Source organism: Paenibacillus amylolyticus (assembly GCF_003719335.1).
Lineage (GTDB): Bacteria > Bacillota > Bacilli > Paenibacillales > Paenibacillaceae > Paenibacillus > Paenibacillus amylolyticus_D.
This window is the reverse complement of record NZ_RIAS01000002.1, coordinates 136,648-162,949: the sequence shown is the minus strand read 5'-3', so window position 1 is coordinate 162,949 and position 26,302 is coordinate 136,648. Positions and strand designations below refer to the sequence as shown.

28 protein-coding genes and 1 pseudogene are annotated in these 26,302 nt (G+C 40.1%); 7 read left to right on the top strand and 22 right to left on the bottom strand.

The genetic code is table 11. The annotated features are described in order from the left end of the window. Positions 1 to 7: 7 nt before the first annotated feature. The 5 genes from EC604_RS04545 to EC604_RS04525 form a co-directional block, all read right to left on the bottom strand. Complete coding sequence (locus EC604_RS04545; protein WP_123063009.1) at positions 8 to 1,252, bottom strand: TerD family protein; 1,245 nt, start codon at positions 1,250 to 1,252, stop codon at positions 8 to 10. A gap of 22 nt (positions 1,253 to 1,274) precedes the next feature. Further along, complete coding sequence (locus tag EC604_RS04540) at positions 1,275 to 1,856, bottom strand: TerD family protein (protein ID WP_123063008.1); 582 nt, start codon at positions 1,854 to 1,856, stop codon at positions 1,275 to 1,277. A gap of 110 nt (positions 1,857 to 1,966) precedes the next feature. Beyond that, complete coding sequence (locus tag EC604_RS04535) at positions 1,967 to 2,542, bottom strand: TerD family protein (protein WP_123063007.1); 576 nt, start codon at positions 2,540 to 2,542, stop codon at positions 1,967 to 1,969. Between the two features lie 65 nt (positions 2,543 to 2,607). Continuing rightward, a complete protein-coding gene (locus tag EC604_RS04530) occupies positions 2,608 to 3,201 on the bottom strand; it encodes a TerD family protein (RefSeq protein ID WP_123063006.1) in 594 nt (197 codons plus the stop codon). Between the two features lie 39 nt (positions 3,202 to 3,240). Next, positions 3,241 to 3,687, bottom strand: a complete 447-nt coding sequence (locus EC604_RS04525) for a tellurite resistance TerB family protein (protein WP_123063005.1) — start codon at positions 3,685 to 3,687, stop codon at positions 3,241 to 3,243. 391 nt (positions 3,688 to 4,078) lie between these two features. Between EC604_RS04525 and EC604_RS04520 the strand changes: the two genes are divergently transcribed. Next, entirely contained in the window at positions 4,079 to 5,368 is a 1,290-nt protein-coding gene (locus EC604_RS04520; protein ID WP_123063004.1) for an MFS transporter, read from the top strand. Between the two features lie 190 nt (positions 5,369 to 5,558). Here EC604_RS04520 and EC604_RS04515 read toward each other — a convergent pair whose 3' ends face one another. Both EC604_RS04515 and EC604_RS04510 read right to left on the bottom strand, forming a co-directional pair. Then, positions 5,559 to 6,848 carry a galactokinase gene (locus EC604_RS04515; protein ID WP_123063003.1) on the bottom strand — a complete coding sequence of 430 codons (1,290 nt, stop codon included), beginning with the start codon at positions 6,846 to 6,848 and terminating at the stop codon, positions 5,559 to 5,561. A gap of 501 nt (positions 6,849 to 7,349) precedes the next feature. Then, a complete protein-coding gene (locus EC604_RS04510; RefSeq protein WP_123063002.1) occupies positions 7,350 to 7,838 on the bottom strand; it encodes a copper amine oxidase N-terminal domain-containing protein in 489 nt (162 codons plus the stop codon). Between the two features lie 364 nt (positions 7,839 to 8,202). Between EC604_RS04510 and EC604_RS04505 the strand changes: the two genes are divergently transcribed. The 4 genes from EC604_RS04505 (at position 8,203) to EC604_RS04490 (ending at position 12,281) form a co-directional block, all read left to right on the top strand. Next, positions 8,203 to 9,597: a cell wall hydrolase gene (locus EC604_RS04505; protein ID WP_123063001.1), complete on the top strand. Its 1,395-nt coding sequence runs from the start codon at positions 8,203 to 8,205 to the stop codon at positions 9,595 to 9,597. Between the two features lie 131 nt (positions 9,598 to 9,728). Continuing rightward, on the top strand, positions 9,729 to 10,535 hold the full coding sequence (locus EC604_RS04500) for a hypothetical protein (protein ID WP_151458046.1): 807 nt from the start codon (positions 9,729 to 9,731) through the stop codon (positions 10,533 to 10,535). A 224-nt stretch (positions 10,536 to 10,759) separates the two neighbouring features. After that, positions 10,760 to 11,359: an RNA polymerase sigma factor gene (locus tag EC604_RS04495; RefSeq protein WP_240036659.1), complete on the top strand. Its 600-nt coding sequence runs from the start codon at positions 10,760 to 10,762 to the stop codon at positions 11,357 to 11,359. After that, positions 11,307 to 12,281, top strand: a complete 975-nt coding sequence (locus tag EC604_RS04490; RefSeq protein ID WP_123062998.1) for a DUF4367 domain-containing protein — start codon at positions 11,307 to 11,309, stop codon at positions 12,279 to 12,281. Before EC604_RS04495 ends, EC604_RS04490 begins: the two co-directional genes overlap by 53 nt. Positions 12,282 to 12,552: 271 nt before the next feature. Here EC604_RS04490 and EC604_RS04485 read toward each other — a convergent pair whose 3' ends face one another. The 10 genes from EC604_RS04485 to EC604_RS29690 all read right to left on the bottom strand — a co-directional run bounded on the left by EC604_RS04485 (position 12,553) and on the right by EC604_RS29690 (position 18,191). Then, a complete protein-coding gene (locus EC604_RS04485) occupies positions 12,553 to 12,912 on the bottom strand; it encodes a hypothetical protein (protein ID WP_123062997.1) in 360 nt (119 codons plus the stop codon). 108 nt (positions 12,913 to 13,020) lie between these two features. Next, positions 13,021 to 13,506, bottom strand: a complete 486-nt coding sequence (locus EC604_RS04480) for a hypothetical protein (RefSeq protein WP_123062996.1) — start codon at positions 13,504 to 13,506, stop codon at positions 13,021 to 13,023. Between the two features lie 73 nt (positions 13,507 to 13,579). After that, positions 13,580 to 13,957 (bottom strand): hypothetical protein, encoded by a 378-nt coding sequence (locus EC604_RS04475; protein ID WP_123062995.1) that lies wholly within the window; start codon positions 13,955 to 13,957, stop codon positions 13,580 to 13,582. 103 nt (positions 13,958 to 14,060) lie between these two features. Further along, entirely contained in the window at positions 14,061 to 14,390 is a 330-nt protein-coding gene (locus EC604_RS04470; RefSeq protein WP_123062994.1) for a hypothetical protein, read from the bottom strand. A gap of 19 nt (positions 14,391 to 14,409) precedes the next feature. Beyond that, positions 14,410 to 14,772, bottom strand: a complete 363-nt coding sequence (locus EC604_RS04465) for a hypothetical protein (RefSeq protein ID WP_151458045.1) — start codon at positions 14,770 to 14,772, stop codon at positions 14,410 to 14,412. 161 nt (positions 14,773 to 14,933) lie between these two features. Continuing rightward, complete coding sequence (locus EC604_RS04460) at positions 14,934 to 15,569, bottom strand: hypothetical protein (RefSeq protein WP_123062992.1); 636 nt, start codon at positions 15,567 to 15,569, stop codon at positions 14,934 to 14,936. Between the two features lie 17 nt (positions 15,570 to 15,586). Next, positions 15,587 to 15,763 (bottom strand): hypothetical protein, encoded by a 177-nt coding sequence (locus EC604_RS04455; protein ID WP_161556856.1) that lies wholly within the window; start codon positions 15,761 to 15,763, stop codon positions 15,587 to 15,589. 488 nt (positions 15,764 to 16,251) lie between these two features. Further along, a complete protein-coding gene (locus tag EC604_RS04450) occupies positions 16,252 to 16,752 on the bottom strand; it encodes a hypothetical protein (protein WP_192895058.1) in 501 nt (166 codons plus the stop codon). 14 nt (positions 16,753 to 16,766) lie between these two features. Then, positions 16,767 to 17,804 (bottom strand): WXG100 family type VII secretion target, encoded by a 1,038-nt coding sequence (locus tag EC604_RS04445; protein ID WP_123062989.1) that lies wholly within the window; start codon positions 17,802 to 17,804, stop codon positions 16,767 to 16,769. A gap of 174 nt (positions 17,805 to 17,978) precedes the next feature. After that, complete coding sequence (locus EC604_RS29690; protein WP_151458043.1) at positions 17,979 to 18,191, bottom strand: hypothetical protein; 213 nt, start codon at positions 18,189 to 18,191, stop codon at positions 17,979 to 17,981. A gap of 449 nt (positions 18,192 to 18,640) precedes the next feature. On the opposite strand from EC604_RS29690, the gene EC604_RS04435 reads away from it, so the two are divergent. Next, positions 18,641 to 19,000: a helix-turn-helix domain-containing protein gene (locus EC604_RS04435; RefSeq protein WP_123062987.1), complete on the top strand. Its 360-nt coding sequence runs from the start codon at positions 18,641 to 18,643 to the stop codon at positions 18,998 to 19,000. 546 nt (positions 19,001 to 19,546) lie between these two features. Continuing rightward, on the top strand, positions 19,547 to 19,918 hold the full coding sequence (locus tag EC604_RS04430; protein ID WP_123062986.1) for a very short patch repair endonuclease: 372 nt from the start codon (positions 19,547 to 19,549) through the stop codon (positions 19,916 to 19,918). A gap of 82 nt (positions 19,919 to 20,000) precedes the next feature. Here the strand turns inward: EC604_RS04430 and EC604_RS04425 are convergent, their stop codons facing one another. From EC604_RS04425 to EC604_RS04405, 5 genes and pseudogenes are all read right to left on the bottom strand, one after another. Further along, a complete protein-coding gene (locus EC604_RS04425; RefSeq protein WP_123062985.1) occupies positions 20,001 to 21,098 on the bottom strand; it encodes a DNA cytosine methyltransferase in 1,098 nt (365 codons plus the stop codon). Between the two features lie 141 nt (positions 21,099 to 21,239). Continuing rightward, positions 21,240 to 21,968 carry a hypothetical protein gene (locus EC604_RS04420; protein ID WP_123062984.1) on the bottom strand — a complete coding sequence of 243 codons (729 nt, stop codon included), beginning with the start codon at positions 21,966 to 21,968 and terminating at the stop codon, positions 21,240 to 21,242. 45 nt (positions 21,969 to 22,013) lie between these two features. After that, positions 22,014 to 23,978, bottom strand: a complete 1,965-nt coding sequence (locus EC604_RS04415; RefSeq protein WP_123062983.1) for a Z1 domain-containing protein — start codon at positions 23,976 to 23,978, stop codon at positions 22,014 to 22,016. Between the two features lie 2 nt (positions 23,979 to 23,980). Then, a complete protein-coding gene (locus tag EC604_RS04410) occupies positions 23,981 to 24,928 on the bottom strand; it encodes a restriction endonuclease PLD domain-containing protein (protein WP_161556854.1) in 948 nt (315 codons plus the stop codon). A gap of 164 nt (positions 24,929 to 25,092) precedes the next feature. After that, positions 25,093 to 26,085, bottom strand: a pseudogene (locus tag EC604_RS04405) (phospholipase D-like domain-containing protein); the annotation flags it as partial. Positions 26,086 to 26,302 lie beyond the last annotated feature (217 nt).

The following is a 26,302-nucleotide window of genomic DNA, read 5'->3' as shown; positions in this document are numbered from 1 at the left end:
CAAATTGTTATTTACTGCCGGCAGTCCAGCGCATACCCCATCCATGGGCTTCATCCAGAGCGCGGTGTCCATTATAGAACTGAACAATCCTCTCAATACTGAATGTTTCATCGTTCACGTTGCTGAACATAGCGATTCCGCACATACCTAAGGAACTTCCATGTTCATTCATACGCACGATAATATCCGGGCCGTCCTTCTGATTAATGGTGACAACGCCGTCCGCTTGCGACCAATTCGTAACCCCTTCATAAATGTAGGTGAATACAAGAAGTCGTTTAATTTCGGAAATACGTGCACCATTTATACGCAGATTCTCTCCCGTTTTCACTGAACCTGTCCGGTCATCCCCATCCAGAGCAATGTAAGGATACCGATTCAAAGAACCAAACGATTCACCTAACGCCTGGATCACTCCTTTACTGCCATCCTTCATTTCGAAAAGGCAGCCTAAATCCAGATCCACGCTTTTGTTTCGCCCGAACAATCCCTTGCTCGTCTGTTGATTCCAGTTCAGATTAATTAGAATCTCACCAAGTCCACCTGCATTTTTCTTCAGGTTGATGGTATCGCCCTTCTTCTTCAGCTCAATCTTGCTCAGGTTCAACTCAATCTTGGGTTGAGGTGGTGGAGCAGGTGGGGCTGGAGGTTTCGGTGCAGGTGGCTGAGGCACTGGAGGGACGGGCTGTGAAGAGGAAGCGTCGTTCTCCACACTCACGCCAAAGTTACTGCATAGTGCACCCAGTCCACCAGAAAAACCAGCACCTACAGCGTTGAATTTCCATTCTCCGTTATGTCGGTATAACTCGCCGATAACAATCGCCGTTTCCACAGTAAAACCACTGGCTAAATCATACCGTAACGCTTCCTGTCCGCTATTCGCATGACCAAAACGAATATAGGTGTTCTGAACCTGGCTGAAACTCTGGTTTTTAGACTCACCTTCATAGATCGTCAGACTGAATGCAATTTTTTCAATACGCGCAGGAATTTGGCTCAGATCAAGTTCAAACTGCTTTTTATCCGTTTGTTGCGGTGTATCTTTGTAGGTAATAAATCCGCCTGTTGGCTGGTTATAAAAGATAAAATCTTCATCGCCCGATACCTTTCCGCTAGCACCGAGTAAAAATGCAGATGTGTCTAGCTCAAGCGCAGGAGAAGAATTCCAGCCAATGCCCACCGTAAGCCGGGTAAGCCCGGGATTCGTTTTAGTGAGGTCCGTTTTTTGCCCTTTGACGACGGTTACAGCCATAACAGATTCTCCTATCCTTATCTTATTTCGCGTCTAGTCCATAATTCTGGCATAACGCGGCGAGTCCGCCAGCAAAACCACTGCCGATCGCTTGGAACTTCCAGTCTGCACCCGAACGATAAAATTCACAGAAAACAACAGCCGTCTCGGTGGAGAAGTCTTCGCCCAGGTCGTAACGTAAAACCTCGCGATCACTGGAGGCATCCACAACACGAACAAAAGCGTTGGATACCTGACCAAAATTTTGTGCACGCGCTTCATAATCATAGATCGTTACTGTAATACCAATTCTGGTGATGTTTGCAGGGATCTTGCTGAAATCTACGATAATCTGCTCATCATCACCCTCTCCCTCACCCGTACGGTTATCTCCAGTGTGAGTCAAAGATCCTGCGCCGCCTGTTGGATTGTTATAAAAGACAAAATCGTCTGTTCCTTTGGCTTTGCCGTCCTCATGAAGCAGGAAAGCTGACGCATCCAAGTCGAAATCGACTCCGCCACTGTATTTGTTGGTATCCCATCCCAGGCCCACGACAACTTTAGTCAAACCAGGGTTTGTTTTCGTAAGATCAATTCGCTGTCCTTTAGCCAAGCTAATCGTCATCTGTTCTTCCACCCTTCTTTTCAAAATAAGATTTTCATGTAATGAAAAGGAAAACCGTCAGATCGACGGCTTTCCTGTCTTACTATACATTCACAGCTTGATTAACAATTCTATTGCAAGCCATAATCCCGAGTCAGTCCAACCAGACCGTCTTGGTAACCACTGCCGATTGCGCTGAATTTCCACTCACCGCTATGACGGTACAACTCTCCAACGACAACACCTGTCTCAATAGAGAAATCTTCGCCCAAGTCAAAACGGATCAATTCTTCGGAATTTGCTTCGTTTACAATACGCACGTAAGCGCGTGATACTTGTCCAAAGTTCTGGCTGCGTTCTTGAGCTTCATAGATCGTAATGGTAAACGCGATTTTCTCAACGTTAGCCGGAACGTTAGGCAGGTCGATTTTAATTTGCTCATCATCGCCGTCGCCTTCCCCAGTGCGGTTGTCACCTGTATGCACGACAGAACCGTTCTCATTTTGCGGATTATTGAAGAAAATAAAGTTTTTCTCCCCGTCCACTTTACCGTCAGCGTTAGCGCAGAATACGGAGACATCGAGGTCAAAATCTTTGCCGCCGTCATATTTGTTTGTATCCCAGCCCAAACCTACAGTAATTTTAGCCAGTCCCGGGTTCGTTTTTGTTAAATCAATCTTTTGACCTTTAGACAAATTAATAGCCATTCAAGATTCATCTCCGCTCACTATAATATTTTAGAAGCTAAATTCATTTCAGATAATCCTTATATTTACGTATAACGACGAGCAAGCTCATCGATATGTACAGCATGAGCGCCTTCACCAATAGCTGAGAATTTCCATTCGCCACCATGTCGGTACAGTTCTCCACAGATGAGAGCCGTCATACCCGCATAGCTATCGGAGAGGTTAAAACGCACCAATTCTTGCGAACTGCCGCCATCCAGGATACGAATATAAGCACGTTCAATCATTCCAAAATCCTGTTTACGATTAACACAATCATATATGTTCACGACGATCAGAATTTTATGAACATCAGCAGGTACGATGGAGAGGTTAATTTTGATTTGCTCATCGTCCCCTTCACCTTCGCCCGTCAAATTATCTCCGGAATGAACGACGGATCTACATAAACTCTGTTTGTTATGAAAACAAACCAGATTCGTTTCTTTTGTTAACTTTCCATTTTCATCTAATAGCAAAGCTGAAGCGTCACAGTCGATATTGGCCTGTTTTTTTCTTCCGAAAAACCCCTTCGAGGCTACAGGGTCCCAACCCAAACCGGTGATCACCTGGGTTAATCCAGCTTTACCTTTGGTTAAATCGATTTTCTGTCCCTTTACCAAGTTAATACCGGCCACTAATATTCACCTCCTTTCAGCTTATCTATCACACGGACATTACAGACTAAACTCACCCGGGTTCAGGCCCAGAACGGTACAAATTTCCGTCACTACTCTACGCTCTTGATCATCAAAGTTACCATCAGCAGCACCAATAGCACTGCATACTCCTACAATGACACGCCCCACTTCAGGTTTGGACTTGAACTTGGCAATCGCCTTCAAAGCTTCCTGCTTCCCGATCTCAGGGGAAAATTCGAAATTATTCACATAATGATTGAATCTTTCAATTACCGTTGTCATATCAAAAACCTTCAATTCCTGGCTCAGGTTAATGTACCCTGCCATCTTGTTCTTCTCTGAGGCATCAACGGAGCCATCTGCAAATGCAACCAGTGCACAGCCAGCTACTACAGCATCCATGAAATCTTTGTTTTTGAATCGCTTAACTTGATCTTCTAACCCCTGTTTCGTTGAATTCAACCAATTCTTAAAAGAACTCATATGTACCCTCCATTAAATTCATAATTAATGTATTTATTTCGGTCAATATACTGTAAAATTCCAGTATATTGTTTACAACCTAAATGTCAGAAATGAACAGTTAAATTCTTCCTCAACTATACTCTTTTCCGTGCCAATTTTCTACAATAAAAAACAAAAACCAATCTTTTATACCACTTCATACTTTTTTCTAATATAATTCGTACTTTTTTCATTTTATCTACATTTTATTACAATATTCGACACTGTAATTCGACAATAAATGCATATATGAACGACACTTCTTGAAGAAAACAAGAATCATATGATCTCCAAAATTTGAAAATTTCTAATAAATGACATAAATTTGTACTATAGAAAATCTTTAAATTAATCACGAACGGAGGAATATATGAAATCAAAATCAAACTACTCCAAGCTGTTCGGTGCCTTTTCCCTTGCTTTTCTAGGAGATGGATTAACTCTCACTGCCGTACCCTGGCTTGTCTCCACCCTAACAACGGATACATTATATGCATCCATTACGATGACTGCCCTGCGGTTGCCATGGCTGATTTTCAGCCTGCCGGTTGGCGTACTCATCGACCGATATTCACGCAAACATATGCTGGTTGGAGCCAGCTTTACCCGGATGATATTTCTATTGTTCCTAACGATATGTATCTGGGGAGGCTGGATCAGCATCCCCCTGCTTGCCTTGTTTATGTTTGGGATTGGTCTAAGCCGCGTTGTCTTTGACAGCACCGTGCAGACGATTATTCCTCAGGTTGTGGAGGAGAAAAAGCTGGAAAAAGCCAACGGCCAATTTACTGCCGGGCAACTGATCACCAGTGATATTCTCGGCGTGGCGCTGGGCGGTTTTATTATTACGATGCATATCGTTTACCCATTTGCTATCGACACGGTAACCGCTGTACTCTCGCTATTACTTATCATGGGTTTACGCGGCAGCTTCCATCCCGCGGAATCAAACGCATCCGAGGTTCAGGAATCATCAGCCGAAACTACCAAACAAACGACTCAGGATGAATCGGAAGAGGAAACTCGCCCGTTGAAAAATTGGAAACGCGAGATGTGGTCCGGCATTCGGTATGTGTTTCAAGACCGTTTTCTTCGCGGCCTGGCCATCTTGTCGGTAACGATTACGTTAATGTTCTCGATGATTCTGGTGACTCAAATTTTCTTTGTACGTGAAGTATTACGGTTGGAAGCGTATGCCTTCGGTATTCTGATTTCCATTGCGACCATCGGCAGTATTCTGGGCAGTCAGGCTGTGGCTTATATGCGGAAACGGTGGAGTTCCAAGCAGCTCATTCTGCTTTCCATCCTGTCGATGGGTCTGCTCTATGGGGCTGTTGGCCTGACGTCCAATTCGTATGTGGTCGGCGGCCTGTACTTTTGCGCAGCCTTTTTCATTGTTGTCTATAACGTGGTGCGTTCGTCGATCCTGCAGCGCTCCGTTCCAAACGAACTGCTCGGACGTGTAGGCAGTGTATTCCGTTTCCTGTCCTTTGGTATCAGTGCAATCGGCACCTTGCTGGGCGGATTACTCGTTCGTGTGAGCGAAACCTTTTTCGACCGTTTGTTCTCGCTGCAATTGCCTTATCTGTTACTTAGTGTGGTTTACATCCTTGCTTGCTTCCTGTTTGCTTCCAAAATGCGCAATGTAGCTGAGCAGTAAACAGCAGCAATCGTCAGTATAAACATATCGTTGATCCGAATCCTTCCAAAACAATGACAATCTCAACGTTGTTGCATGAGACTATTCGTGGATCTCGATCTTAAAACAAAAAGCGGACTCAGGAAGGAATATCCTACCCGAGTCCGCTTTTGAATTTATTCTGTCTTTTTATAGCTATAGTCAAGCCTGATTAATTCAGTTCTGCATTCAAGCAGATGGAACCGTGCTGACGAACATTAACGACAATAACTGGCGTATCCAGCATACCGCGCATCCAGTTCATATACTCTTCTGCCTTCTCATTTGGCACAATCGCCAGAATAACACCTGCAAATCCACCGCCATGTACACGACATGCGCCATCGCCAAGGTTGCTCAGATAGTTCTCGGTCAAGGCAAGCGCAACGGAGATTTCTTGTTCACGGGAAGCCCCGCCTTGATACACGTTCTGCAGCCATTTCCATGAGGAGTTACCCGATGCGGTGATCAGTGACAAGAAATCAGCAAAACGCCCTTCGCGCAAAGCGGAAACCTGTCCATCGACGCGTTTATTCTCAGCCAGGAAGTGCAATGCACGCAATACCGCACGGTCTCCGGCTGCTTCACGAATCGCAGGCAATTTTGCATAAATATCTTCTTCTGAAATCTCACGAACATACTCGGCGCCAAGTGCTTTCGCAACAGCTTTCATCTCGTTAGGCACAGAAGCATAATCTTCTGTCAGGTCGGCATGGTTGCCGCCTGTATTCACGATGACCAAGGAATATCCGTTTTCTTGGAAATTCCACTCCACAGGCTCAATCACAGGTTCAGCCGGATTCGCAAAATCGATGGAGATCAGACCGCCATATGCACAGGCCATCTGATCCAGCAGGCCGGACGGTTTGTTCCAGTAATGATTTTCGGCATATTGTCCGATTTTAGCCAGCGTCACGACATCCAGCTTGCCATCGTTATAGAAATGGTTCAGGATCGTGCAGATCAACATTTCGAAGGATGCAGAAGAACTTACACCTGAAGCCGCAAATACGTTACTGGAGATATCCGCTTTGAATCCGCCGATGTTGAAACCAAGCTCCACAAAGCCCGCAGCCATACCACGAATCAATCCGGTTGTACCGTCATCTTCTGCGTTAGGCTTCAAGTCTGCAAGGTTGATGACATACTTTTTGTCATATCCCTCAGAGTAGAACGTAATCACGTTGTCGCCTGTCGGCACAGCCACGGCAATCGTATCCAGCGTAATACTTCCCGCGAGCACTTTACCATGGTTATGATCCGTATGATTACCGCCGATCTCACTGCGGCCCGGGGAACTGAACAAGTGCATATGCTCCTGCTCGCCAAAGTGCTCCCGGAACGAAGCGTCCAGCTTCTCGTAACGGGCACCCTGCTCCTCTACATGCTGTGGTCCGTACATTTGCGCAAGCAAAGCCTGTCCCTGTTTTGATTGAATGAGTTCTGTTACCTGTGTGGTCATCTCTATTCCTCCCATTTCATATGCAAGCGGCATGTAACCGCTATCCCTTATGTCGTCTAAAATCCTTCATCGGATTAGCCATCCCCATTATCTCAGCTTCTGAGCCGAAAAGGTAGGGCAGAATTGAAATTTTGGAAGCGTTTTTTGAAACATGTGTCCATTTGGGAAAATGCGTAATCCCTAGCTTGAATGAGATTATGGAATATGAATCTTAATGGTGTATTTTCTTCCATATTTTCGTTGAAAAGCTGAGGTAATATACATGCTGATTACAGTATTTTACGTTAGTAATATACGGGCTAAGATGCTTTAGTCTGTTTGGTTGTGTTATAAGGTGCGGTGGAATCTGCCTGATAAAAAGAAAAAAACCTTCAAGACTCTTATTCCATAAGGGAAGGAAGTCTTCAAAGGTTTGGATTTGGATGGATCGGGTTTCAATGAACATGTCGCATACGTCAACCCATACTGTAGCTAAACACATCGATTGTCATTCGCTTAACCTTATTGAATGCTCGACATTTGCGCCGAGATGGACACGTTCCCCTCTTTTACAACCACCTCGTTGAAGAAAGGTTCAAAGAATGAAGCAGGCACATAGGTTACGCCTTTTCTGGATTGAACGGGTACAGGCAACTCTACATCCTGAGTCAGATTGATGACTTTCAACTTGCCCGTAAACTTGGCTTGTTTGCTTCCCTCTTTCACGATAACGGATTGGATGCGGTCTTCCACACGAATGGCTTTATCCGCTGCGATCCAGCTCACCTCATACCCCAGAGATTCTGCCGTCGCACGCAAAGGCACCAAGACGGTTCCTTTATTCTCGAAAGGCATCAGTCCCGTTTTACTCGTCTGTATCTCTTTGCCGTTCACGGTTAAGGTGTAGGCGGGTGTGGACGCCGCTGCACTTACTTTGGCAGCTGATGCATACGCAAGTCCTGCCACGGTGACAACGCATATTGCGGTAGCGAACAGTATCCATTTTTTCATACTATGTCATCCCTTCATCTTCAAATGGTAACCTCTCTATTGTGGTAGACGTGATCACAACGGGTTTAGTTTCATATGATTTAGATTTTTATGTTTTTAAATGATAGGCATACATACACCTTTCAACTACATTTATCATAGAAATAAAAAATAATTTTATTCTCTCATTTGTATATACATTCCATTTATGAATTGATATAGTAAACATATAAGAATAGGAACATTTTGTATATATTACAATAATTCCTATTCAGGTATAGCTGGCCAGCTTACTATCATCAAACCTTTTATTTCCACTTGCCATTGTTAAATTCTTAGTACACCTAACAGTTCAAACCAATATCTATGTAGGGAGTGCAATAGAATGCGTTTAAAATTCAAAAAAATGAATGTTCAATTCAAGTTTTTTCTTTCGGTAGCTGTAGCTTCCTCAGTTCTCTTTGGGCAAGTAGCAATGCCCACTTATGCTAGTTCTTCAGATGAGGAGACAATTAAGCTCCAGGGAACGGAACTCATCTGGAATACAAATGAAACTGGACAAACACTAGAAAAGGTTCTTTTAAACGATCAGGAAATAGTATACTCCTATAACTCTAATAACAATAGAGTTTCAAAAAAGATTCCCGATGATATCGTCAACTATACCTATAATCAAGACTCGCAACTGATATCTGAGTCCAACAGCAATCAAAATATTCAATTTATTTACGATGAATCTACCGCTCTTATCGATGGACTGATTGTAGATGAGAACGTCTATCATTACATTAAAGATGATGACCTTAATGTTATAGCGATTAATGACAGTGAAGGAAATGAAGTTGCAAAATATCAATATGACACGGATGGAAAGACACTTTATATATTAGGACAAGATAGCAACGGAAAATGGATAGACCGTAGTGAAGATACTGAATTCATTGGCGTAATTAATCCAATCCGTTTGCATTCTTTATACTATGATGCCGAGACCGGTTGGTACTATAATGGTCGTCAATACTATGATTCTGTAAATAACAAATATATAGTCGGTACGGACCATCTGAGATCAATGACAGATGACTCTGTCTCTGCTATGGCTTCAGATAATACGGCTATCAGAATACACAATTGGAGAACAAGTCTGATGAATAGCTCAGATTTTGGAAAATCAATCTCCTACTCATCGAAATGGTATGATAATTTATCTGATGTAGAACTACTATCTCGATTAATATATGGTGAAAACACCGTTTTGACTGCAGACCAAAATGCAGTAGCTTGGGTCTTGATTAACCGAAAAAATCAAAATTCTTCTGTCTTTGGTGGCAGCACCTATCGGGGAGTAGCCACTAAATCTGGCGCTTTTGAACCCCTCACGGGTGGAAGCAGTGGTACAACAAATGCACGTGTTCCGAATACCAGTTCTCCACGCTGGAGCAATGCGGTATGGATTGCCTGCACCTTGTTGACTACTTCTAGCACAGCTGACTATAATGAATTCATAACAAAACCTACAGGAATTTCCAATCAACTCTATTTTGTAGGACTTTCATACTTTTTAACAGGCGTTAGCCAAGATAAGTCACCTACAGGCTCAGGCATCAAATATAGTTTCAATGGTGGAAGTACTTTTGTAGATATTAAGGATATTGTCGTGGTTTTTGATACTACAGATGTTTTCCAGAACCCTACTTCCAGATCTGCAATTACATCGAATTCCAGACTAAATACAGCAGCGAAAAGAAACTCCCATAATATATTCTTTAATACGAAATAATTGATCTATTTTCACTATATAGTGCAACAGTAGAGATATGCCCTGCTGTTGCACTATATTAAATTAAAATTCTTATTTAGAAGGTGAACAAATTGAAGCGAATCTGCCTTTTTCTATTCTTTGCTCTTGGAATGTTACTCGTTTCCTGTACAACTACAAATCAAGCCTCTGAGAAACAGGAGACTCAAACTAAATCTGAGAGTATTTTGCCCGCAGGGTACACACTTGATGCGATCAAAGCAGCACTGCAAAATTATATCAATGATCAATTGTGGTACAATTCAGGATCAAATCATGAAAACTCAGGGCAGAATATTACAGCTTTCGAGAAAAATATTGGGCAGAACATCCAGTTAGAAATACGAAACTACAACGGTAAAATCTATGCAATCAACCCTAAAGAAAAAAAAGACGAAGAATGGCTTGCTTATTTCAAACTCAAAAACGGGATAGTTTACTGTGATTCACTTTTATTTCCGAAGGATTCTGCCTGGCCACAAGAGAAATATGAGGTTGTAGATTACACTCAAATGGATATCCAAGAGCCGCATCAACCTAATTATGGCGATTCACCATATAAAGATAAGATGGTCGCTGCTGCCATCAACTATTTGGAGAAATTTTTAATTGATATGAAAAGTGGTGAACAAGCAAAGGATTGGGATCATGTGCAAGGATATTTGGTGAATTTCCATGAATATGACGATACAGCGAATGCCTGGTTTATTAAAAGTAATGGCGAAGCCGTTTACGTACCATTTTTGTTTATTGAGAACAGTGGAACGATAACTGTGGATGGGATCACAGGGTATAGTGTAAAGAAGATGATGGACAAGGCCCCAGATGATCCGGATCGAGTGATGTTCGAACGCCAGATTCATGATGCGGTCAAAATAAAAGCGAATTTGTCTAATAAATGGGAGACACCCCCATCTTAGTTTTTAATCAATAAACATTTTACATTCATCACGAGTTACTCATCGTAATTTCTGAAACAAACTAATCTTAGATGTTGTGAACTGTAACACCTCCTTTCCGGGGTGTTTTTTCTTTTATTCAAACGAGTGGGCGCCTAAAGTTATTCTCTATATGTTCTTTTTTATCCTACCTGTCACATTTTGTATCTCTCATTCCGTCATACTATATGTTAGGGGGGAATTACTTGGAAGAACCAATTCAACAGATTATCACAGATGTGTTGCAAGGGAATAAAGAGAAGTACGCCCAGATCGTCATCCGCTGTGAGAAATTTATTTTCAATTATTGTTACCACATGCTGGGGGATTACGGCGAAGCAGAGGACTGTAGTCAGGAAGTATTCCTGAAGGCCTATCGCGGACTGCACACGTATCAACCCGACCGTCCTTTCGAAGCATGGCTGTATCGGATTGCCTACAACCACTCCATTGATGTGCTTCGCAAGCGCAAGGTTACGAGGCTACTGCCTTTCCTGTACAAAAATGACCGAGATAACAATCATGTCGACCAAGCGATCGATCACAAATATTACAATCCCGATGTCTTACACGCTCTCGCAGTGCTATCCGCAGAGGAACGCAGCTTGCTGATCCTGCGCTGTGTCGAGGATAAGAGTTACCAGGATATCAGTCTTATTTTGAATCAGAATGCCGCCTATTTACGGAAAAAATTTCAGAGAGCGGCTGAAAAGTTTAGAAAAAACTATGTCAGATACGAGGAGGAAATGCCAATTGAGTCACAACGATCCCGATCACGATCTAAAAACACTATTTCAAAAAGTTGAACCTTCCGGTACCACCTTGCAAGATCGGATCATGAGCCAAATTAATAAAGAATCCGTACCGAAAGAACGTTTCATCGTGAAACATCGCATTGGCATCCTGCTCGTTGTCGGCCTGTTGCTCACAGCTTCCACCGGATTTGCGGCGATGAACTATCAGTCGTTATTCACCGACAATGGGGATGTGCTTTTGGAAGAAAAACCACTATCTGCTGATCCTGTACCCCATCCATCGGAACAAGAGCAGAAACGCATGGAACGTATGAACGAAATCTGGATGAATGAGATCAAACCCGGTGAAGCCGCAATGATCTACGTGGTACCGAATAATCCTGAGCACATCGTGGATATCCGAGCGAATCCGCTTATCGTTGAGAATTTTGAGAAATTAAACCAGATGCTTCATGTCCCAGGCATGCCGCTATCCCAAGAGCTTACGGGTGCTTCACGTACATATGCTTTCCAGAAGGCTAGTGTGCGTATGGAGTACAAACAGGATTTGTATGAGCTTTCCGATGAAAAAAGAGAAGCCCTGGTTCAAGAGCTGCGCCTTCAAGCTCAAACTTCTGGCCAGGATCATGCGCTAATGCCTGTGCCTGTAACCGATCAATTCTGGCTTACTTCCTTGACCTACGTTAGCGGACAGAATGAAATCTCGCTAAGTATTATGAATAACAAGGATAACGAACCACTGATCGCTTCATATGATGAGGATCTCAACACCACCAGTCGTAAAATAAAAATTCACGGGCAAGATGTGATTGCGCGAACATACGGCGGTGACTTCACAGAATTAATGTGGGTCTATCAGGATCCTGAAACCAAGTATGCATACCACTATACGCTTGGTGTGCGAGAAGGTGTGGTTCCACTGGAAGAGTTAATCCACATTGCCGAGACTCAGATTCCAGCATCTGACCAATAAATTTTCCGAATCCCAATAGGAAAAAATAAGGGCTTATCCACTTCAACAGAATGAAGTAAGATAAACCTTCTTTGTTTAAAGTAATGTAGTGCCTATCCTCTTTCCAAATACGTATGTGCGACAATGAGTATATTCCAATCAATGAGGACGTGAGTATTATTAAAGTGGGAACTAATGAGTAGCTTATAAATTCACAAAATCTTAAGATCATCTCTGAATTATAACTTGTAGAGGAATCTACATCTTAAAATGATGGAATGAATACAGCGCCTTAATCGGCTTCTGTATTCATTCCATCCATCTTTACTGCTCTATAGTAAGTCTCATTATCTTCTACTGCAATATAATCGTTTGTCTCTACATTTTTTACTTTAAATAATTTTGTCCCTTTTTTATACTTGTTAGAGAACAGATTTGGTAATTTATCGCTCTCATTTGTAGAGTGTTTTTTAATTGTTCCAATCTCGATTTCCACATCAGTTGTAGGAACAGTGTCAGTTGTCACCTTGTAAACCCCATTCTTCCAAGTTACGACATCAAATGCCCAACTTTGAAGTTCATTATGCCCTGAATTTGAGCATGCCACAAGTAACAGCATAGAAGTCAGAATCAATACAAAAGTCCTTCTCATAAAAAATCCTCCCACTACAAAATAATGTTATCTCATAATCCTGAAAATTATCATTATGCCAGAAGGATAGTCGAAAAATTGGAGGAAGCACCTCCAAATTCCTTTTACCTAAAAGGAGTTCGGGTTTACATAACACCAATCAGACAGATTAGAAGTTTTCAAAGCTTTATCGAGATCAGACAATGTATACACCCAATCTTCCTCTATCCAAACTATCATCTGTGGGTATCTGGTAAGAAAATGATACAGAAAGGTCAGCGTGACCTCTTCATTTTGATAAACCTCATCAATAATAAGTGTGTTAAAGTATACCTGCCCATCCTCTCTCCATTCCAACTCTCTGTATTGATGTAGAGCAGGTTCATCGTACACGTCGACTCTGATCGTATTATTTACCTTGCCATGGTCTGACTCTTCTTGGTTTGAAAGTGAAATGCCTAAGGCACAATGTTTCATGTTCTGTTCTGAATCTACATCTTGAATTCCATCAATTAAGTGCAGGTTTGATTCCAGACAGACTTGTCGTATATCTTCCACCAAACGATCTATGGGTATATTGCTGTTCTCTTCTACCAATACAAAAGCCGATGCCATTATTTCAGTACCTCCAAACAAAACAGCCCATTACTCCTCTATTAAAAGTGAAATGGGCTTCTTATAATAATATTTATTTGTTAAACACGATATTCTCCTGTTCACTTTCAAAAACTTTATTCTCATATATCTGCCAGCACAAATGATAGTCTCCATCATGATCATCTATCAAAAAATATCCTGTTATGTCCTGAATGTTAGCCATCTCAGAAAGCTGCTTTTTCATAAAATCAAGGTGATACTCTCTGATATCTGCCCCATAAAAAACATAGGCTGTCCAATTCATTTGCCTATCCGGGAATGTCCAGCCCGACTGGTACAGTGCCAATTTATCTTCATCTAGTAAACCTTGATTAGAACTCGCTGTGAAGTCATCCCTTATCTTTTTCACTTCGTTAACTGTATTCTCATCACACTCCAGCCAACCTCTAACTGATACATACTTTCCCATGTCCAAAACTCCTTTGGCCAGTAAAAATGCATTAAAAATCATTGCGTCCAGAATGACTCTAGTTAAGTTTACGGTGCATGGACTGAAATTCCGTGTTGTTAGATCAATCTCTCAATATCTCCATCCATTTGAATATTTCATCTTTTAAGGATTCATCACATTGTTTAAGAGCATCTTCTAACAAGTTTTCAAAGATTTCTTTACGGCTTCCCTTTGTCAGCCACTTATCTAATTCAATATCCTTTAACCCTGGTGGCAACTCTTCAAAATCACTCCACCACTCCTCTATTGCATGCAATAACCACTCGATTTCGTCAGGAAATTTCGTGGCATTTTGATCTACAATTTGAAAAACACACTGAATGACTGCACCTAATTGAGCATCTTGTATATAACGTGTTCGCTGATTATAACGAATTGCACTTTGTGACAAAAGAATCTCTCCCTACTCACTAATTGGGTATGGTAGGTGGATAGAGTTGTTTATGCTCCAGCTCAAACCATTGCTCAATATGTTTGCATAATAGAGGAATATCTTGAATCGCCAGTTCACAGATGTCCTTATACGATGCTTGAAGCACGTCCCGCAGCTCCATATTTACCCGATATGTCTCGGCTTGTTTCGCATAGTATACATCAGCAGGTTCAACAACATAATTTTGATGTCTAGTTACAGGACTTACATGAATTATCCATTTCAAGTTACCTTTGAACTCCTCAATACATAGCTTTAATTGTTCATAAACCTGATCGGCATTGTGAAATCTGAAATAAAAACCAGCAGGACGCTCATACATCCGATTCGGTTTGTACATCTCTGTCCTACTCCATGCGTAAGATCCTAATTTGGCCAATGTATAAGCCATAAGTTCCTCTGGTAATAACTCATCTTTGTTTTTTAGATAGATACTTTTTGCCACACTTCCCACCAACCTCTAGCAGATTCACACTTCCCTATATTCACTTGCCATTTATGTTATGAAGCAAAGTAATTACTCACAATTTTTGTTAGTTTATCATTTCCAAGCTCAATATTGGTCAAGTAGCCTATTAAAAATGCATGGATATGTTCTTCTTTGAATAAACTCAAATACTCGAATGCAGTTATCAACAAATCATTCTCTGAATAGGTATGCTCTACCAGCCTTGTTTTGGCGAATTGAATTACTTCGTATATGAACGTGTCACACTTCGCGCGTATTAGCATATTTAAAACAAAGTAAATCTCATCTTCGTTGTTACTCTCCAGAATATCTTTAATTTCGAACGCTTCTAATTCTGCGAGATAAAATCTGGCCTTAACTTGTCTAAAAGCGCGTAGAGCCCTTGGATCATCATTATAAAACTCTTCCCAAAATGAGGTATAAGCGAACTCTCCGGGAACTCTGGCAGATGATTGATTAGACTTGTTTAAGATCGTCCATTCACCATATAGTTTATCTGAAACTACATCAAATAAAGCAGCATCATACGGAACAACCTGCTTCGCATCATTTTCAATTCTATAGTACGTATTTCCTGAAGCCGTAGATTCTATTTCATATACGATATAGCTTTGATCCAATGATAAATTGGTTTGTAATGTTACTGTATCTTTAAGCTGCACTCTCATCATCTCACTCCAATCCGTTATTCTTCTATGGATTGAATCGCGTACTCGATATCTTGCTTCATATCCAGGTCGGGATATTTCTTTTGCAGCTCTAACAGACAATGTATGAATGCTTGACTCTGAAATTCGGCAGATAAATCCTCAAATATCTCACATAACCAATACAATTCCGTTTCCTTACTTTGCTCTAACAATGTTATCGCCCTTTCCTCATTGCTCTTTAGCAAATCCACCAACTCATGCCATAATTAACTGAATTGCCGGATCATCAGGATGTAAGTTCCCCCTCTTCTGTACTAACGAATTTACTTTTCTAAGGAAATCCACCATGTTGCACTCTCCTTAATGGTTGCCTAGAGTTATCGGAGCAATTGTTCTGATAATAACTCAGATGAGTTTTAGTCACGTCTCATCATAAAAACATAAGCAGCAACGAAGCCCATTCTTTCCCCGCTTCACTGCCACTTATATCTTATCAATATATTCAATTGAGATTCCCTCGTTCAAAATACGCATGCAACCGATACAGGCCACTCCAGAATATTCCTTTTTTGCCATTATACCATTTGCCATGGATGGTGAACGATTGATTTTGTAAAGTGGCGGGAGCGGATTGACGAAAATTGAAATAGCCCATAACTACTCATTTGAGAGTTGAAATGGGCTTTTGAATGATATGAATCTATCCCAATAACTTTGTAACAATATCATTGAAATTGTTCTTCATTCCGTTATTGATCTCTACCAAGCATGTGTCATCATCCGTAGCTGGTTCATATCCGACTCTAACCTTTTTAATTTCGTACTTATCCATCATATCAAAGATATATCGTACTAATCCTTCAGCTTTTAACGCTGTCTCGGATTTCTCTCCACTATACAACTCTTCTTCAGGAAAATTCATTGTAATATCTCCGTATTGCTCGTCAAACGAAAACACAATCATCACATCAATAAAATTGTGCCCTAAGTTAAGGTCAGACAGAAATAGGTTTCCCGTTCCCTTAGGAGTGAGTATCTTTTCGAAGCTTTTTATTTCCTGAAATTCAGTATCCTTTCCCCTACTATTATCATAAAAGTGGGAACTTCTAATTTGATTTGTTTGAATACTCAAATCTTTTTTAATGAATTGATCCAGATTGCTTTTTTTGAAATCTAATAGGATGATTTCTAAACTTTCCACAGTTACAGCCTCCGTTATTGGTCAATAAAACCCTTAAATGATCTATCCCGATTAAGTCTTACCCCACGTCCATCAGGTAATTTTTTTTCGAGAAATATTATACCTCTATCATTTGTAACTTTATCAAATCCTCCTGGGGAATCCAGTATATCTTGTAAATGTTTCTTAGCTATTTTGTTTATTTGATCCGATCCACCCTGAACTCTACCCCATATATCAGGATTTCGTCCTGCATGTTTCTGCAGGGCATGTCCTACGACAGTCTCCCCACCTTTCTTGGGAACAGTCGCAGAACTTAACACATCATGTTTGTTCACATATACTGAATGCTTTACATTAAGATTTTCCATTTTAGATTTTGGGAAAAGTTTGAATCCCTCTTTCGGAACCTTATAACTTTTATTATACTTCCCTGTAAAAGCCAGTGCTATCTTACCAAGATGTAAACTAGCGATAGAAACTCCTGCTTGCCATGCAGGTACAGTTTCCCCGGTAAAGGGATGACGACCTTCTTCAAATTTCTTAATTTGTTCATCATATATATCCCCACCATTAGACTTCGGTTGCTTCGATCCAGCTCTCATTTCTTCATAGGTGCCACCGTTTTCCCAATACTTAACAAACTCTTTTTGCCCTGGCATCCCATCCTCAGCTTCACTGGCAGGCATATAAACACCAAACAACGAATTATATACCAGTCTTCGTTCCTTTTCGAGATTGCCAGCATCACGATTCGTCATCGTACCGACACCAATCTGCCCTGCAACCGCCCCCAAGCCCACCTGTTCCTGATCCACTTGTTGGAATCTCTCGGCAATGACCTTGAGATCCTGTGAAGATTTAACCATACTCTCCAGTGCACGATCCAGTACAGGACGAGATTGCTGAAAATCATAGAAAAACCGTTCCTGTGTCGTTCCCGCCCATTGTGACTCGATGAAACCAATACGTGCGGTCAGGTCACTTCGTATTGATTCCAGCTGTTGTCTTCCCTGCTCAATCTGTTTAGATACATGTAGTAGTTGCTCTGGTGTTACTTTAATTGTACTCATAGGGTTCTCTCCGAAATAAATAAGATTTAACTATGTTAGCAGAAGTATAAGATACATACATCCGTCCAATATCCTGTTTTTCCCTTATTATAAAAAGTTTCCTTTAAGTACCTGTACTCTTGAAGGCCTATTTTCAAAAAAAGCGGCCTCTTTGCATAACACATTAAATCAATATTATTTCAATTCTATATCATTCTTCAATCGGTTCTCTAGCTCCTCTAGTATTTCTTCTGTTCGTTGAAGCAGCTTTTCGATGTTGTTTGGTTTAAGAGTCCGATCCTGGTTAAACTCTTCTATGCAAGACATATGTTGAATCGTACCGATGAACATAGCAATATCCAGTCCGGGCTCAGTATCCGTATGCACTATATGCAAAATCTCATTCATGGTAAGCTCCTTCGGTGGATGTACTACATGATGCTCTTGGATATATAATGCCTTGACCATGGAAGCCAGTCCCCAATCGCAGAGTATGATGCAAGCTTCGAACTGATTGTGACTATGCATGATATTGGCAAGTTTGATGTGGTATGTCGAATGTCGGTGATAGTCCTGTATTCTATTACGTAGTCTATAGTCATCTTGATCATAACTAGAAAAGAGTTGTTGAGAGTTATAATGTTCTTGAAGATGTGGAGTAAAATCTACTTGGTGATTACAATGTGCTTCGGTAATTAAGCATTTTCTTGCCATTGTCATCCCTCCAATGAGTTAATACCAATATTATAGAACAAAATAAATACTTTAAGATATAATTCATACGAATTATAAGATTCAAATAGTTATGTTTAGCCCCTGAAATCTTGTCTACACTTTTAATATAGGGGGTGTATATAGTGGAAGATAGAGAAATTTTGAAATTAGTGGGTGCTCGAATCAAGGCTCTAAGAAAAGAGGAGGGACTATCACAGGAGGCACTTGGAGAAAAAGGTGGATTCCATTTTACATACATTGGACAAATTGAACGCGGAGAAAAGAATGTGTCTTTGGTTAACCTCGCTAAAATTGCAGAAGCACTGGAGGTAAATTTAACGCAGTTATTTGGTTTCGTAAATGAGGAAATGAAACAGACTGAGTCAGAGATGATTATACAAGAAGTTGCGGACATGCTCAGAAAAACTACCCCAAGTAATATATTGCTATCCCGCAATATAATAAGAGAGATTTTAAAAATGTCACATGGAACTTCATCTTAAAATTAATAAGCAAAATAACAGCTGCGTTATTTTGCTCAGAAATTATTTCAAAATTTAGATTCGAGCGAACAATACATCACTAGGAGAAGTAAACTCAACCTGAATTATTTTATCATTTTTTAGGATTATTATTACATTGGAACCATAAACCAATTAGCTTTAGATTACCGCCTTTCTTGGAATTTTTCTACATAAATTAAGTTATCTCCGGCATTACCCGACGCCCTAACTTACGTGTTGAAAGTTCTCCCATTAAAAAAGGTACCTGAAAAATTCGCGAATCTGATAATGGAATTTGAACATACACCTCCAACGGACTCCTCTTACTATTAGTTCTTTAATTCCCAAGAGCCCCCAAATCAGATGAGCAGGTTTAATTTCACATTAAATAAGTCTCTTCACCGGCTACCAAAAATAGCTCTTCTGATCTTTAGCTATCAGAATGTTCCTATGTAATTCACTGAGTTTAATTGACATAAAAAGCTCATTCCTCCTTATTAGGATTGATATATTATAAAGAGATCTTTTTAAAGGAGTTTTGTTAAAATGGTCGATAATTTATCCCCCGAAAACAGAAAAAAGAATATGTCTGCAATACGTTCTACTGGAACAAAACTAGAAGATAAAGTTTCAAGAGAACTATGGAGAAAAGGCTTTCGTTTTCGCAGAAACAGCACGAGTCTCTATGGTAAGCCGGATATCTCCATTAAGAAATACAAAATAGTTATATTTATTGACTCTTGTTTTTGGCATGGATGTAAAATTCATGGAAACATCCCGAAAAGCAATCAAGAATATTGGGTAAAAAAGCTAGTACGTAACAAACAACGAGATACCCAAGTTAATAGCTACTATGAAAGTATTGGTTGGAGTTTATTAAGAATCTGGGAGCATAAATTAAAAAAAGACGAATTTTAAGATACTATTAATAATATATCTTCATTTATAGAAAGTATAAAAATAAAATAAGATCGAGAGAAATAACTCGACCTTTAATATCTTATTTTAGTTTTAATAGAGGATTAGCTATTGAATCATCGAATGTCCAGTGCGCATCAACAAAATTATACGGAATCCCTGCAAATGTTTTAAGAATTGCCTCTACTATAATTTTAGCTCCTAGAGGAGGCACGGCCATACCAATTTGTTTTCTTACAGCCTCTTTTCCTCCTAAGAACTCATATGTGTCAGGAAATGTTTGAATCCTAGCTCTTTCCCTGTTAGTTAGTGCTCTTGGGCTATCGTAATGATACATATGTGTTCCCCCACCACCGCTTCCTGTAACCGTGTAGGCAGGTCTATCTGGATGAAGCCTTTTATATATTTGGCTAATTTTAGTTCCTTTTACATTCAACCTTAAATGTTCTGGTAATCCTTGGTACCAAGCATTTTCTCCAGGTGGTATATGAGTTAGCATCTCTATTACCTTAGCTTGATGTTTTGTATATTCCTGATTAGGTGCATCTAGTGGAATTGGTACATCTTCTAGTGCTTGCCTAGAAGTGACATAATTTTCTGGTCCATGAGTTGGTGCTGGAACTTTATATTCTAAGCCTAAGTCTTTACGTATACCAACAATAATAATTCGCTGTCTAGCTTGTGGTACTCCATATTCATGAAACTTATACAAATGAGGCGTAAGATTATATCCTGTTTTCTCTAAATCAGATAGAATTTTTATAAAAGTTTCTCCTTCATTAGCACTTTCAAGTCCTCCAACGTTTTCTGCTATGAACCAAAGTGGTTTATGAGCATTCAGTACCTTCACTCCATAAGTGTATAAAGGGCCGAAATCACCGTTAATCCCTTTTTTCTCCCCAACATTACTATAATCATTACATGGGAAACCAAAAGAGAAAGCATCAATGCTAGGCAAAGAATCAATATCAATTTCTCTTACGTCACCTTCTATAACAGAATCTGGATCATCAGGACAAATATTGTGTCTAAACGTCCGACATGCTTCTGAGTCGTAATCATTAGCCCATCTGTGTTGTACCTTGAATATCTCCCCATCAGGACTGATAATTTCAGCCATTTTTGCACCAAGAGATAGCCCTCCAGGCCCACAGAAAAGCTCCCCTTTATTAAATATCATTCATTAAACATCTCCATATATCATAATTTTGTGTTAGTAAATATTATTATCACACGAACTTAGGTTCTATTATACATCAAGCATAGAGATAAAGCAGCCCTAAAGTAAACAGAAAAGGCTGGGAAACCCAGCCTTTTCTGTTTACTTATTTGGTTTTTTCTTAGGGGTGTTAGGACTTTTAGGTTTATTTAAACCTAAACTATCTTGAATATTTCTTCTAGTACCAATTTTAATCAATAACTCTGATAGATTGTTAGCCTCTGCAACTTCACTCGTAATTTTTTGGTCTCCGGTAAAGCATGGCACAAATAATCTAGTAATAAAATAGCTGAATGTGGTATTGGAATAGTTCTCCAATACATCTTTCTTTATTTTCTCAGCACCATTTAATTCTATAGCTGGAATCATATCAAATCCGTGAATTGATGATATCATTACGTAAGAACAGGGTGAGAAACTAAGCATGTCTTTTACTTGTTTCTTTAATAATTTTGTATCAACTTTAACATCGCTCTTATTTTTGGAGTAATTATTTGAATCAAGCTTGTGCTGTATTAAGAGGCCTTTTTCTACCTTCAAATCTGGAAGGTTTATTGTCAAAGTCACTATTAAGTCAGCACCAATTGTTGATTCTTCAGTCCGTGGACTCAGTAGTCTATGATTAAATTCAAAATCAATTCTAGTATTCTCATCTTCAATTGGACCGAGCAAATATAGATCATTGAATAATCCAAACCATTCAGCAACTGCACCAGAGCCATGTTCCTCTTTAGTTGAAAACGACTTGAAGTTTTTTTTATATCTGCGGATTGCTTGTTCTATATGCTTTTCAATTTTAATTATCAATGGATTGTCAGGATTTAAATTCACAAACCACACCTCAATTAACGTCTGCTAGCTCCTAAGGTTCTTCTATTAGAGTACTGTAAACATGAAATATCTTTTACCATCGGGGAATCTTAAATTTGGAACCCAGAATGGTTGTCCTCCCCAGCCATGCTCAACTTTTCCATTAAATCTGTACATTGTTAAAGTTGGCCCTGATGGGTCAAATCGGTCTGATCCGCCAGAAAGCAACGCTCGGTAACCCCTACTGATATCCGTTCTTCTCACTTCAATAAATCCCCTGTTATTGAACATTAATTTCATATTTTTCAAACATGTTTTTATGGCTTCATCATCCCATGAACCCACCCCAGTCTCATCGGATGCTGTAAGGTTTAAGATATCGATAAGCATATCTATTGGAACCTGCATTAATTGACTAGAACCCATATAAGGTAACAACATACTATCTAAAACTGCTACATTTTTTATCAGAGGAGTATAAGGAAAATATCTCTTTCCAGGCATATAGAAGGCTAAGGAATCAATATAGACAACACTTGTACGAGTTGCCCTCAATAGGGAGTGAGTGGTTCTAGATAATACAATCGCTTGCATATCTGTTGGCTCAATTTGACGGGCCATTGACCATAGTTGCTTATGTGACTCATGTACACCTCTGAAAATTTCTAATAAAGAGCTCGAAATATAAAACCTCATAACATCCATATCGTTCTTCCGGTAACCATACATTCTAGAATGCTGAAGTATAGTATCAACCTGTGGAGATTTACTTGTTCGTCCGTAGTAAGTCACCAACAATCTCTTAATAGTCACACCACGACCAATTCGATTTCCTCCAATTAAAATATTGAACGGTGAACTATAAGTAGCTGATCTAGAACCTGAAATAAGCAGTTGAACGCTTGTACTATTTATACATTCATTAATTTCTTTAATCACATCTTGAAAAGACGGCGGGTTATCATTAGTTAGAATCATATCATCATATGCTTCTCTTAAATACTCGATTATAAGATTGCTATCATGAGAATCAGGATCAGACATGGATCGAGTAACCCTAGTTACAAAACTATTAACAATCTGACCTATTCTTTTATGAGGGTCTTGACGTTGACTAACATGACAAACGCATGAAAAAGAGTTTCCATCCCCTGCTATAAGTTTAGATGATGCAGCTACAAAAAATGAACATAGTGCCTTTCTAAGTCCGGTGGGTACAGCCTCCCAGCTTTCCTCAACATCTAGTAAATCGGAAGTAATTATATTATCAACTTCGTTATCCGGGAAAAGTCGCATAGGTGAAAGATTTTGCTCTGTTTCAAAAAATTCCTCTCCTCCTACGTATCCATTTCCAGGCTCAAAAGTTACAGTAAATTCTGGTGCAAAATCACTCTCCGAATGTTGAAGAAAGAGGGATTGTGGAGTGGCTGTAACTTGAACGTAAACATGATTTTCAAAGTAACTTCGTATACTAACGATAGCCTCATTAACACCGCTTAAATCATCAGTATCGTTATTTAGCAGGGTATTAAGACTAGCTTGATCCGCTTCATCATCAAAGATAATAGGCCTCATTCCCTCTGAACAATGCATTTCTAAAAAATCTATAAGCGATTGAAGAATGTGGGTATTCTTAGTCGCCATTAGTATTAAGCCACCTGTTTGTAGTGCTGTTTGAACTCGTTCAGGGTGAGCCATCATCCATTGATCCTTACCTAAAGCTTGCATACCTGGCAATGATTGATTAATTCTATCTAATGTTTGATCATATAACCAAATGTTGTCTGATGTGAGAATTATGAATAACCTGAAGCCATTGTCTGCCGCAAGTGCTGTGGACATTAGCATATTATTTGTTTTCCCACTTTGAATTTGGCCAAAAAGCAGACCTTGACAAGTTGGGGAATTAAGTGTTCCGACTTTTCCAAGTAACTCTATAGCATTATTTTTAATCTTTACGACCTCATATTGATCTAAACCATCCTGCTCTAAAATTCTTGATAGTCTTGTAACCTTTGATCCTAATATCATTTCTATCCCCTTCTCTGACTAAAATCCATATAATAAGTATCGTCATTCATTTTATAAATGGTCACTGAGTCTCTTCCGTAACGTTCAAGATGCAATCTTTCGACTTTTGCTCCCGAAGCTACTCCCAGTCTTCTTCTAAAATACCTTCCTAGTATACTGTTATCATGATTAGTATGAATTGCTTTTCTTCCTTGTTGAGCGACTGTACAAACAAAACTTTCTCCATCATCCGTTATAACAGTAAATTCCACAGCCAAATCAGGGAAAAATTCAGGATCTTCTTTATGTATTTCACTGGAGATAGGAATGTAAGCTTGATTAGGTTCTCTTCTTTCTCTCTGCCCCCAGTTCAATCCACTTCTATCATGCACTTGATTATCTCTTTTTTGGGTTAATCTTAATATTACACTAGGACAATTTTTAGCTATCGCACCAATGGCTGATGTATCAATCTCGGATATCTCAGGTTCTCTCTGATAAAGCATATTAAAATGTTCAAATATATCAGGGTCAACACAATCCTTCAACATATGATCATCAGGAAAAGCATTCAATATTTCCCTTGGATCTACTGAGATCATTAGCTCTTGATAATCTCTAAATCCATGCCAAGTCAGGTTAGAAGAGCCGGCATATGCTATTTCGGGTTTACCATGTTCTGCTTTCCATAAAACTGCCTTCATATGGATCGGAGGGGTTCCTTTATAATAACGAACACGTAATCTACCAGTATCTTGTACAAGTCTAATATACTCATTATGATCCCAAATAGTTATAGGTTGTTGCTTCACCATACCCAAAATCAAGTCAATTTGCACTCTGTCATATGCATGTAAAAGGTGATGGACAAAAGCAGAGGAGCTATATCCAGTAATCACACAAAGACTTGATCTTCCCTCTTCATAAGGAGTTTTTAAAACTTCAGAATAAATATGAGGCCATTGTGGCATAAAATTTCCTCCTTGTAGCGGCATTTATACTTGAACTAGTATCATTCTTTAAGTATAACAGATAGACATTTTGCTAAATAGAACTTTATTCCTAGATCTTTCCTTCATAATCAAAATAATATTATACAAAAAGTAAAGATTATTTCTCTTTTCTAACTAGACGATAGCTGTTCCAGCACTTCCTTTTGATAATCGTAAGGCTGAATGTCGAGGTGGAAGTGTCCGGATGGGTCTTTTTTGCGGTTCAGAGCTGCTCTCAGCTGTGCCTCATGCTCCTGATCCTCAGGAATGTATCTCGTAAATTCGCGGTCATTCCAGTAACTCTCGAAGGTTGCTTCGATCTTGCGCAGGACATCCAGGGAATCCTTCTCCGTCACCTTGAGATTCCACTCCATGCCACTGGTCAGGGCCGGGTTGGACAGGTTCGAAGAGCCGACATAAGCGGTGGTGAATCCCGTATCGCGGTGGAAGATATATGTTTTGGCGTGCAGCCGGGTGACTTTGGTATCATACGAAATCTGGATTTCGGTGTTCGGTAATTTGCTAAGTTCGGTAATCGCTTTGAGGTCGGTTGCCTCCATATAGGTGGTTGTAATGATCCGCAGTTTGCCCCCACCCGATGTGAATTGCTGAAGCTGTTCCAGCAGCAGGCGAAGCCCACTGAATTTGATAAAAGACACCAGCCAATCGATCCGGTCGGCGGTCACGATCTCTTTTTGCAACTCCAACAGCATACTTGGTTCAGATTTGGCACCTGTGAATAACGAGCTTTGGGCAATTGGCGTATCGGGACGAATGATTTTGGTATCCCGAATGGCACGAATGCTGTTCAGCTTGGAATACACATGGGTCAGCACCTCACCCTGCTCATCCAGTTGCAAGTCGTTATACTCCTCTTCCCCCAACGTGCCTTTCAGGGTTGTAATAATCTCATTGCAGGTTCGAATCTGCTCTAATACGGCCATCTTGTCTTCCGTCTGTTCCCGTACAATCTTGAGCGCTCGCCGAGTCACCGCCGCCAAATATGTGGACAGCAGTTTACGCGCTTCCTCCGCATCCAGTTTCTCGGTCCCAATGTGATACACATCCGGGTCCAGCGCCGAAATCTCCTGCCTGATGATTGTGTTGATAAGCTGTTCATATATGCCTTGTTTCATGAATGTACCTCGCGAGGGTTAGAATGGTTGTGGATATGTAGTTGAGCTCCATATGTAATATCTTTAGAGTCTTCTATACTATTATCGACAAATGAAGAGGACTTTTCATTATAGTTTATGATTTAAATAATATCTATCATTATAAGGGAGCATATGGAAGCAAGTTTAAGATAGGGTGTGGATACAGCACTACCATTAAGATGAACAGGATGATATG

Bases quoted from the DNA above. Each gene is read 5' to 3' on its own strand.
- EC604_RS04480 (WP_123062996.1), bottom strand. From the start codon at position 13,506: ATGGCATCGGCTTTTGTATTGGTAGAAGAGAACAGCAATATACCCATA.
- EC604_RS04475 (WP_123062995.1), bottom strand. From the start codon at position 13,957: ATGGGAAAGTATGTATCAGTTAGAGGTTGGCTGGAGTGTGATGAGAAT.
- EC604_RS04535 (WP_123063007.1), bottom strand. From the start codon at position 2,542: ATGGCTATTAATTTGTCTAAAGGTCAAAAGATTGATTTAACAAAAACG.
- EC604_RS04520 (WP_123063004.1), top strand. From the start codon at position 4,079: ATGAAATCAAAATCAAACTACTCCAAGCTGTTCGGTGCCTTTTCCCTT.
- EC604_RS04540 (WP_123063008.1), bottom strand. From the start codon at position 1,856: ATGACGATTAGCTTGGCTAAAGGACAGCGAATTGATCTTACGAAAACA.
- EC604_RS04410 (WP_161556854.1), bottom strand. From the start codon at position 24,928: ATGCCACAATGGCCTCATATTTATTCTGAAGTTTTAAAAACTCCTTAT.
- EC604_RS04465 (WP_151458045.1), bottom strand. From the start codon at position 14,772: ATGTACAAACCGAATCGGATGTATGAGCGTCCTGCTGGTTTTTATTTC.
- EC604_RS04505 (WP_123063001.1), top strand. From the start codon at position 8,203: ATGCGTTTAAAATTCAAAAAAATGAATGTTCAATTCAAGTTTTTTCTT.
- EC604_RS04525 (WP_123063005.1), bottom strand. From the start codon at position 3,687: ATGAGTTCTTTTAAGAATTGGTTGAATTCAACGAAACAGGGGTTAGAA.
- EC604_RS04515 (WP_123063003.1), bottom strand. From the start codon at position 6,848: ATGACCACACAGGTAACAGAACTCATTCAATCAAAACAGGGACAGGCT.
- EC604_RS04445 (WP_123062989.1), bottom strand. From the start codon at position 17,804: ATGAGTACAATTAAAGTAACACCAGAGCAACTACTACATGTATCTAAA.
- EC604_RS04430 (WP_123062986.1), top strand. From the start codon at position 19,547: ATGGTCGATAATTTATCCCCCGAAAACAGAAAAAAGAATATGTCTGCA.
- EC604_RS04425 (WP_123062985.1), bottom strand. From the start codon at position 21,098: ATGATATTTAATAAAGGGGAGCTTTTCTGTGGGCCTGGAGGGCTATCT.
- EC604_RS04500 (WP_151458046.1), top strand. From the start codon at position 9,729: ATGTTACTCGTTTCCTGTACAACTACAAATCAAGCCTCTGAGAAACAG.
- EC604_RS04415 (WP_123062983.1), bottom strand. From the start codon at position 23,978: ATGATATTAGGATCAAAGGTTACAAGACTATCAAGAATTTTAGAGCAG.
- EC604_RS04545 (WP_123063009.1), bottom strand. From the start codon at position 1,252: ATGGCTGTAACCGTCGTCAAAGGGCAAAAAACGGACCTCACTAAAACG.
- EC604_RS04510 (WP_123063002.1), bottom strand. From the start codon at position 7,838: ATGAAAAAATGGATACTGTTCGCTACCGCAATATGCGTTGTCACCGTG.
- EC604_RS04485 (WP_123062997.1), bottom strand. From the start codon at position 12,912: ATGAGAAGGACTTTTGTATTGATTCTGACTTCTATGCTGTTACTTGTG.
- EC604_RS04460 (WP_123062992.1), bottom strand. From the start codon at position 15,569: ATGAGAGTGCAGCTTAAAGATACAGTAACATTACAAACCAATTTATCA.
- EC604_RS29690 (WP_151458043.1), bottom strand. From the start codon at position 18,191: ATGAATGAGATTTTGCATATAGTGCATACGGATACTGAGCCCGGACTG.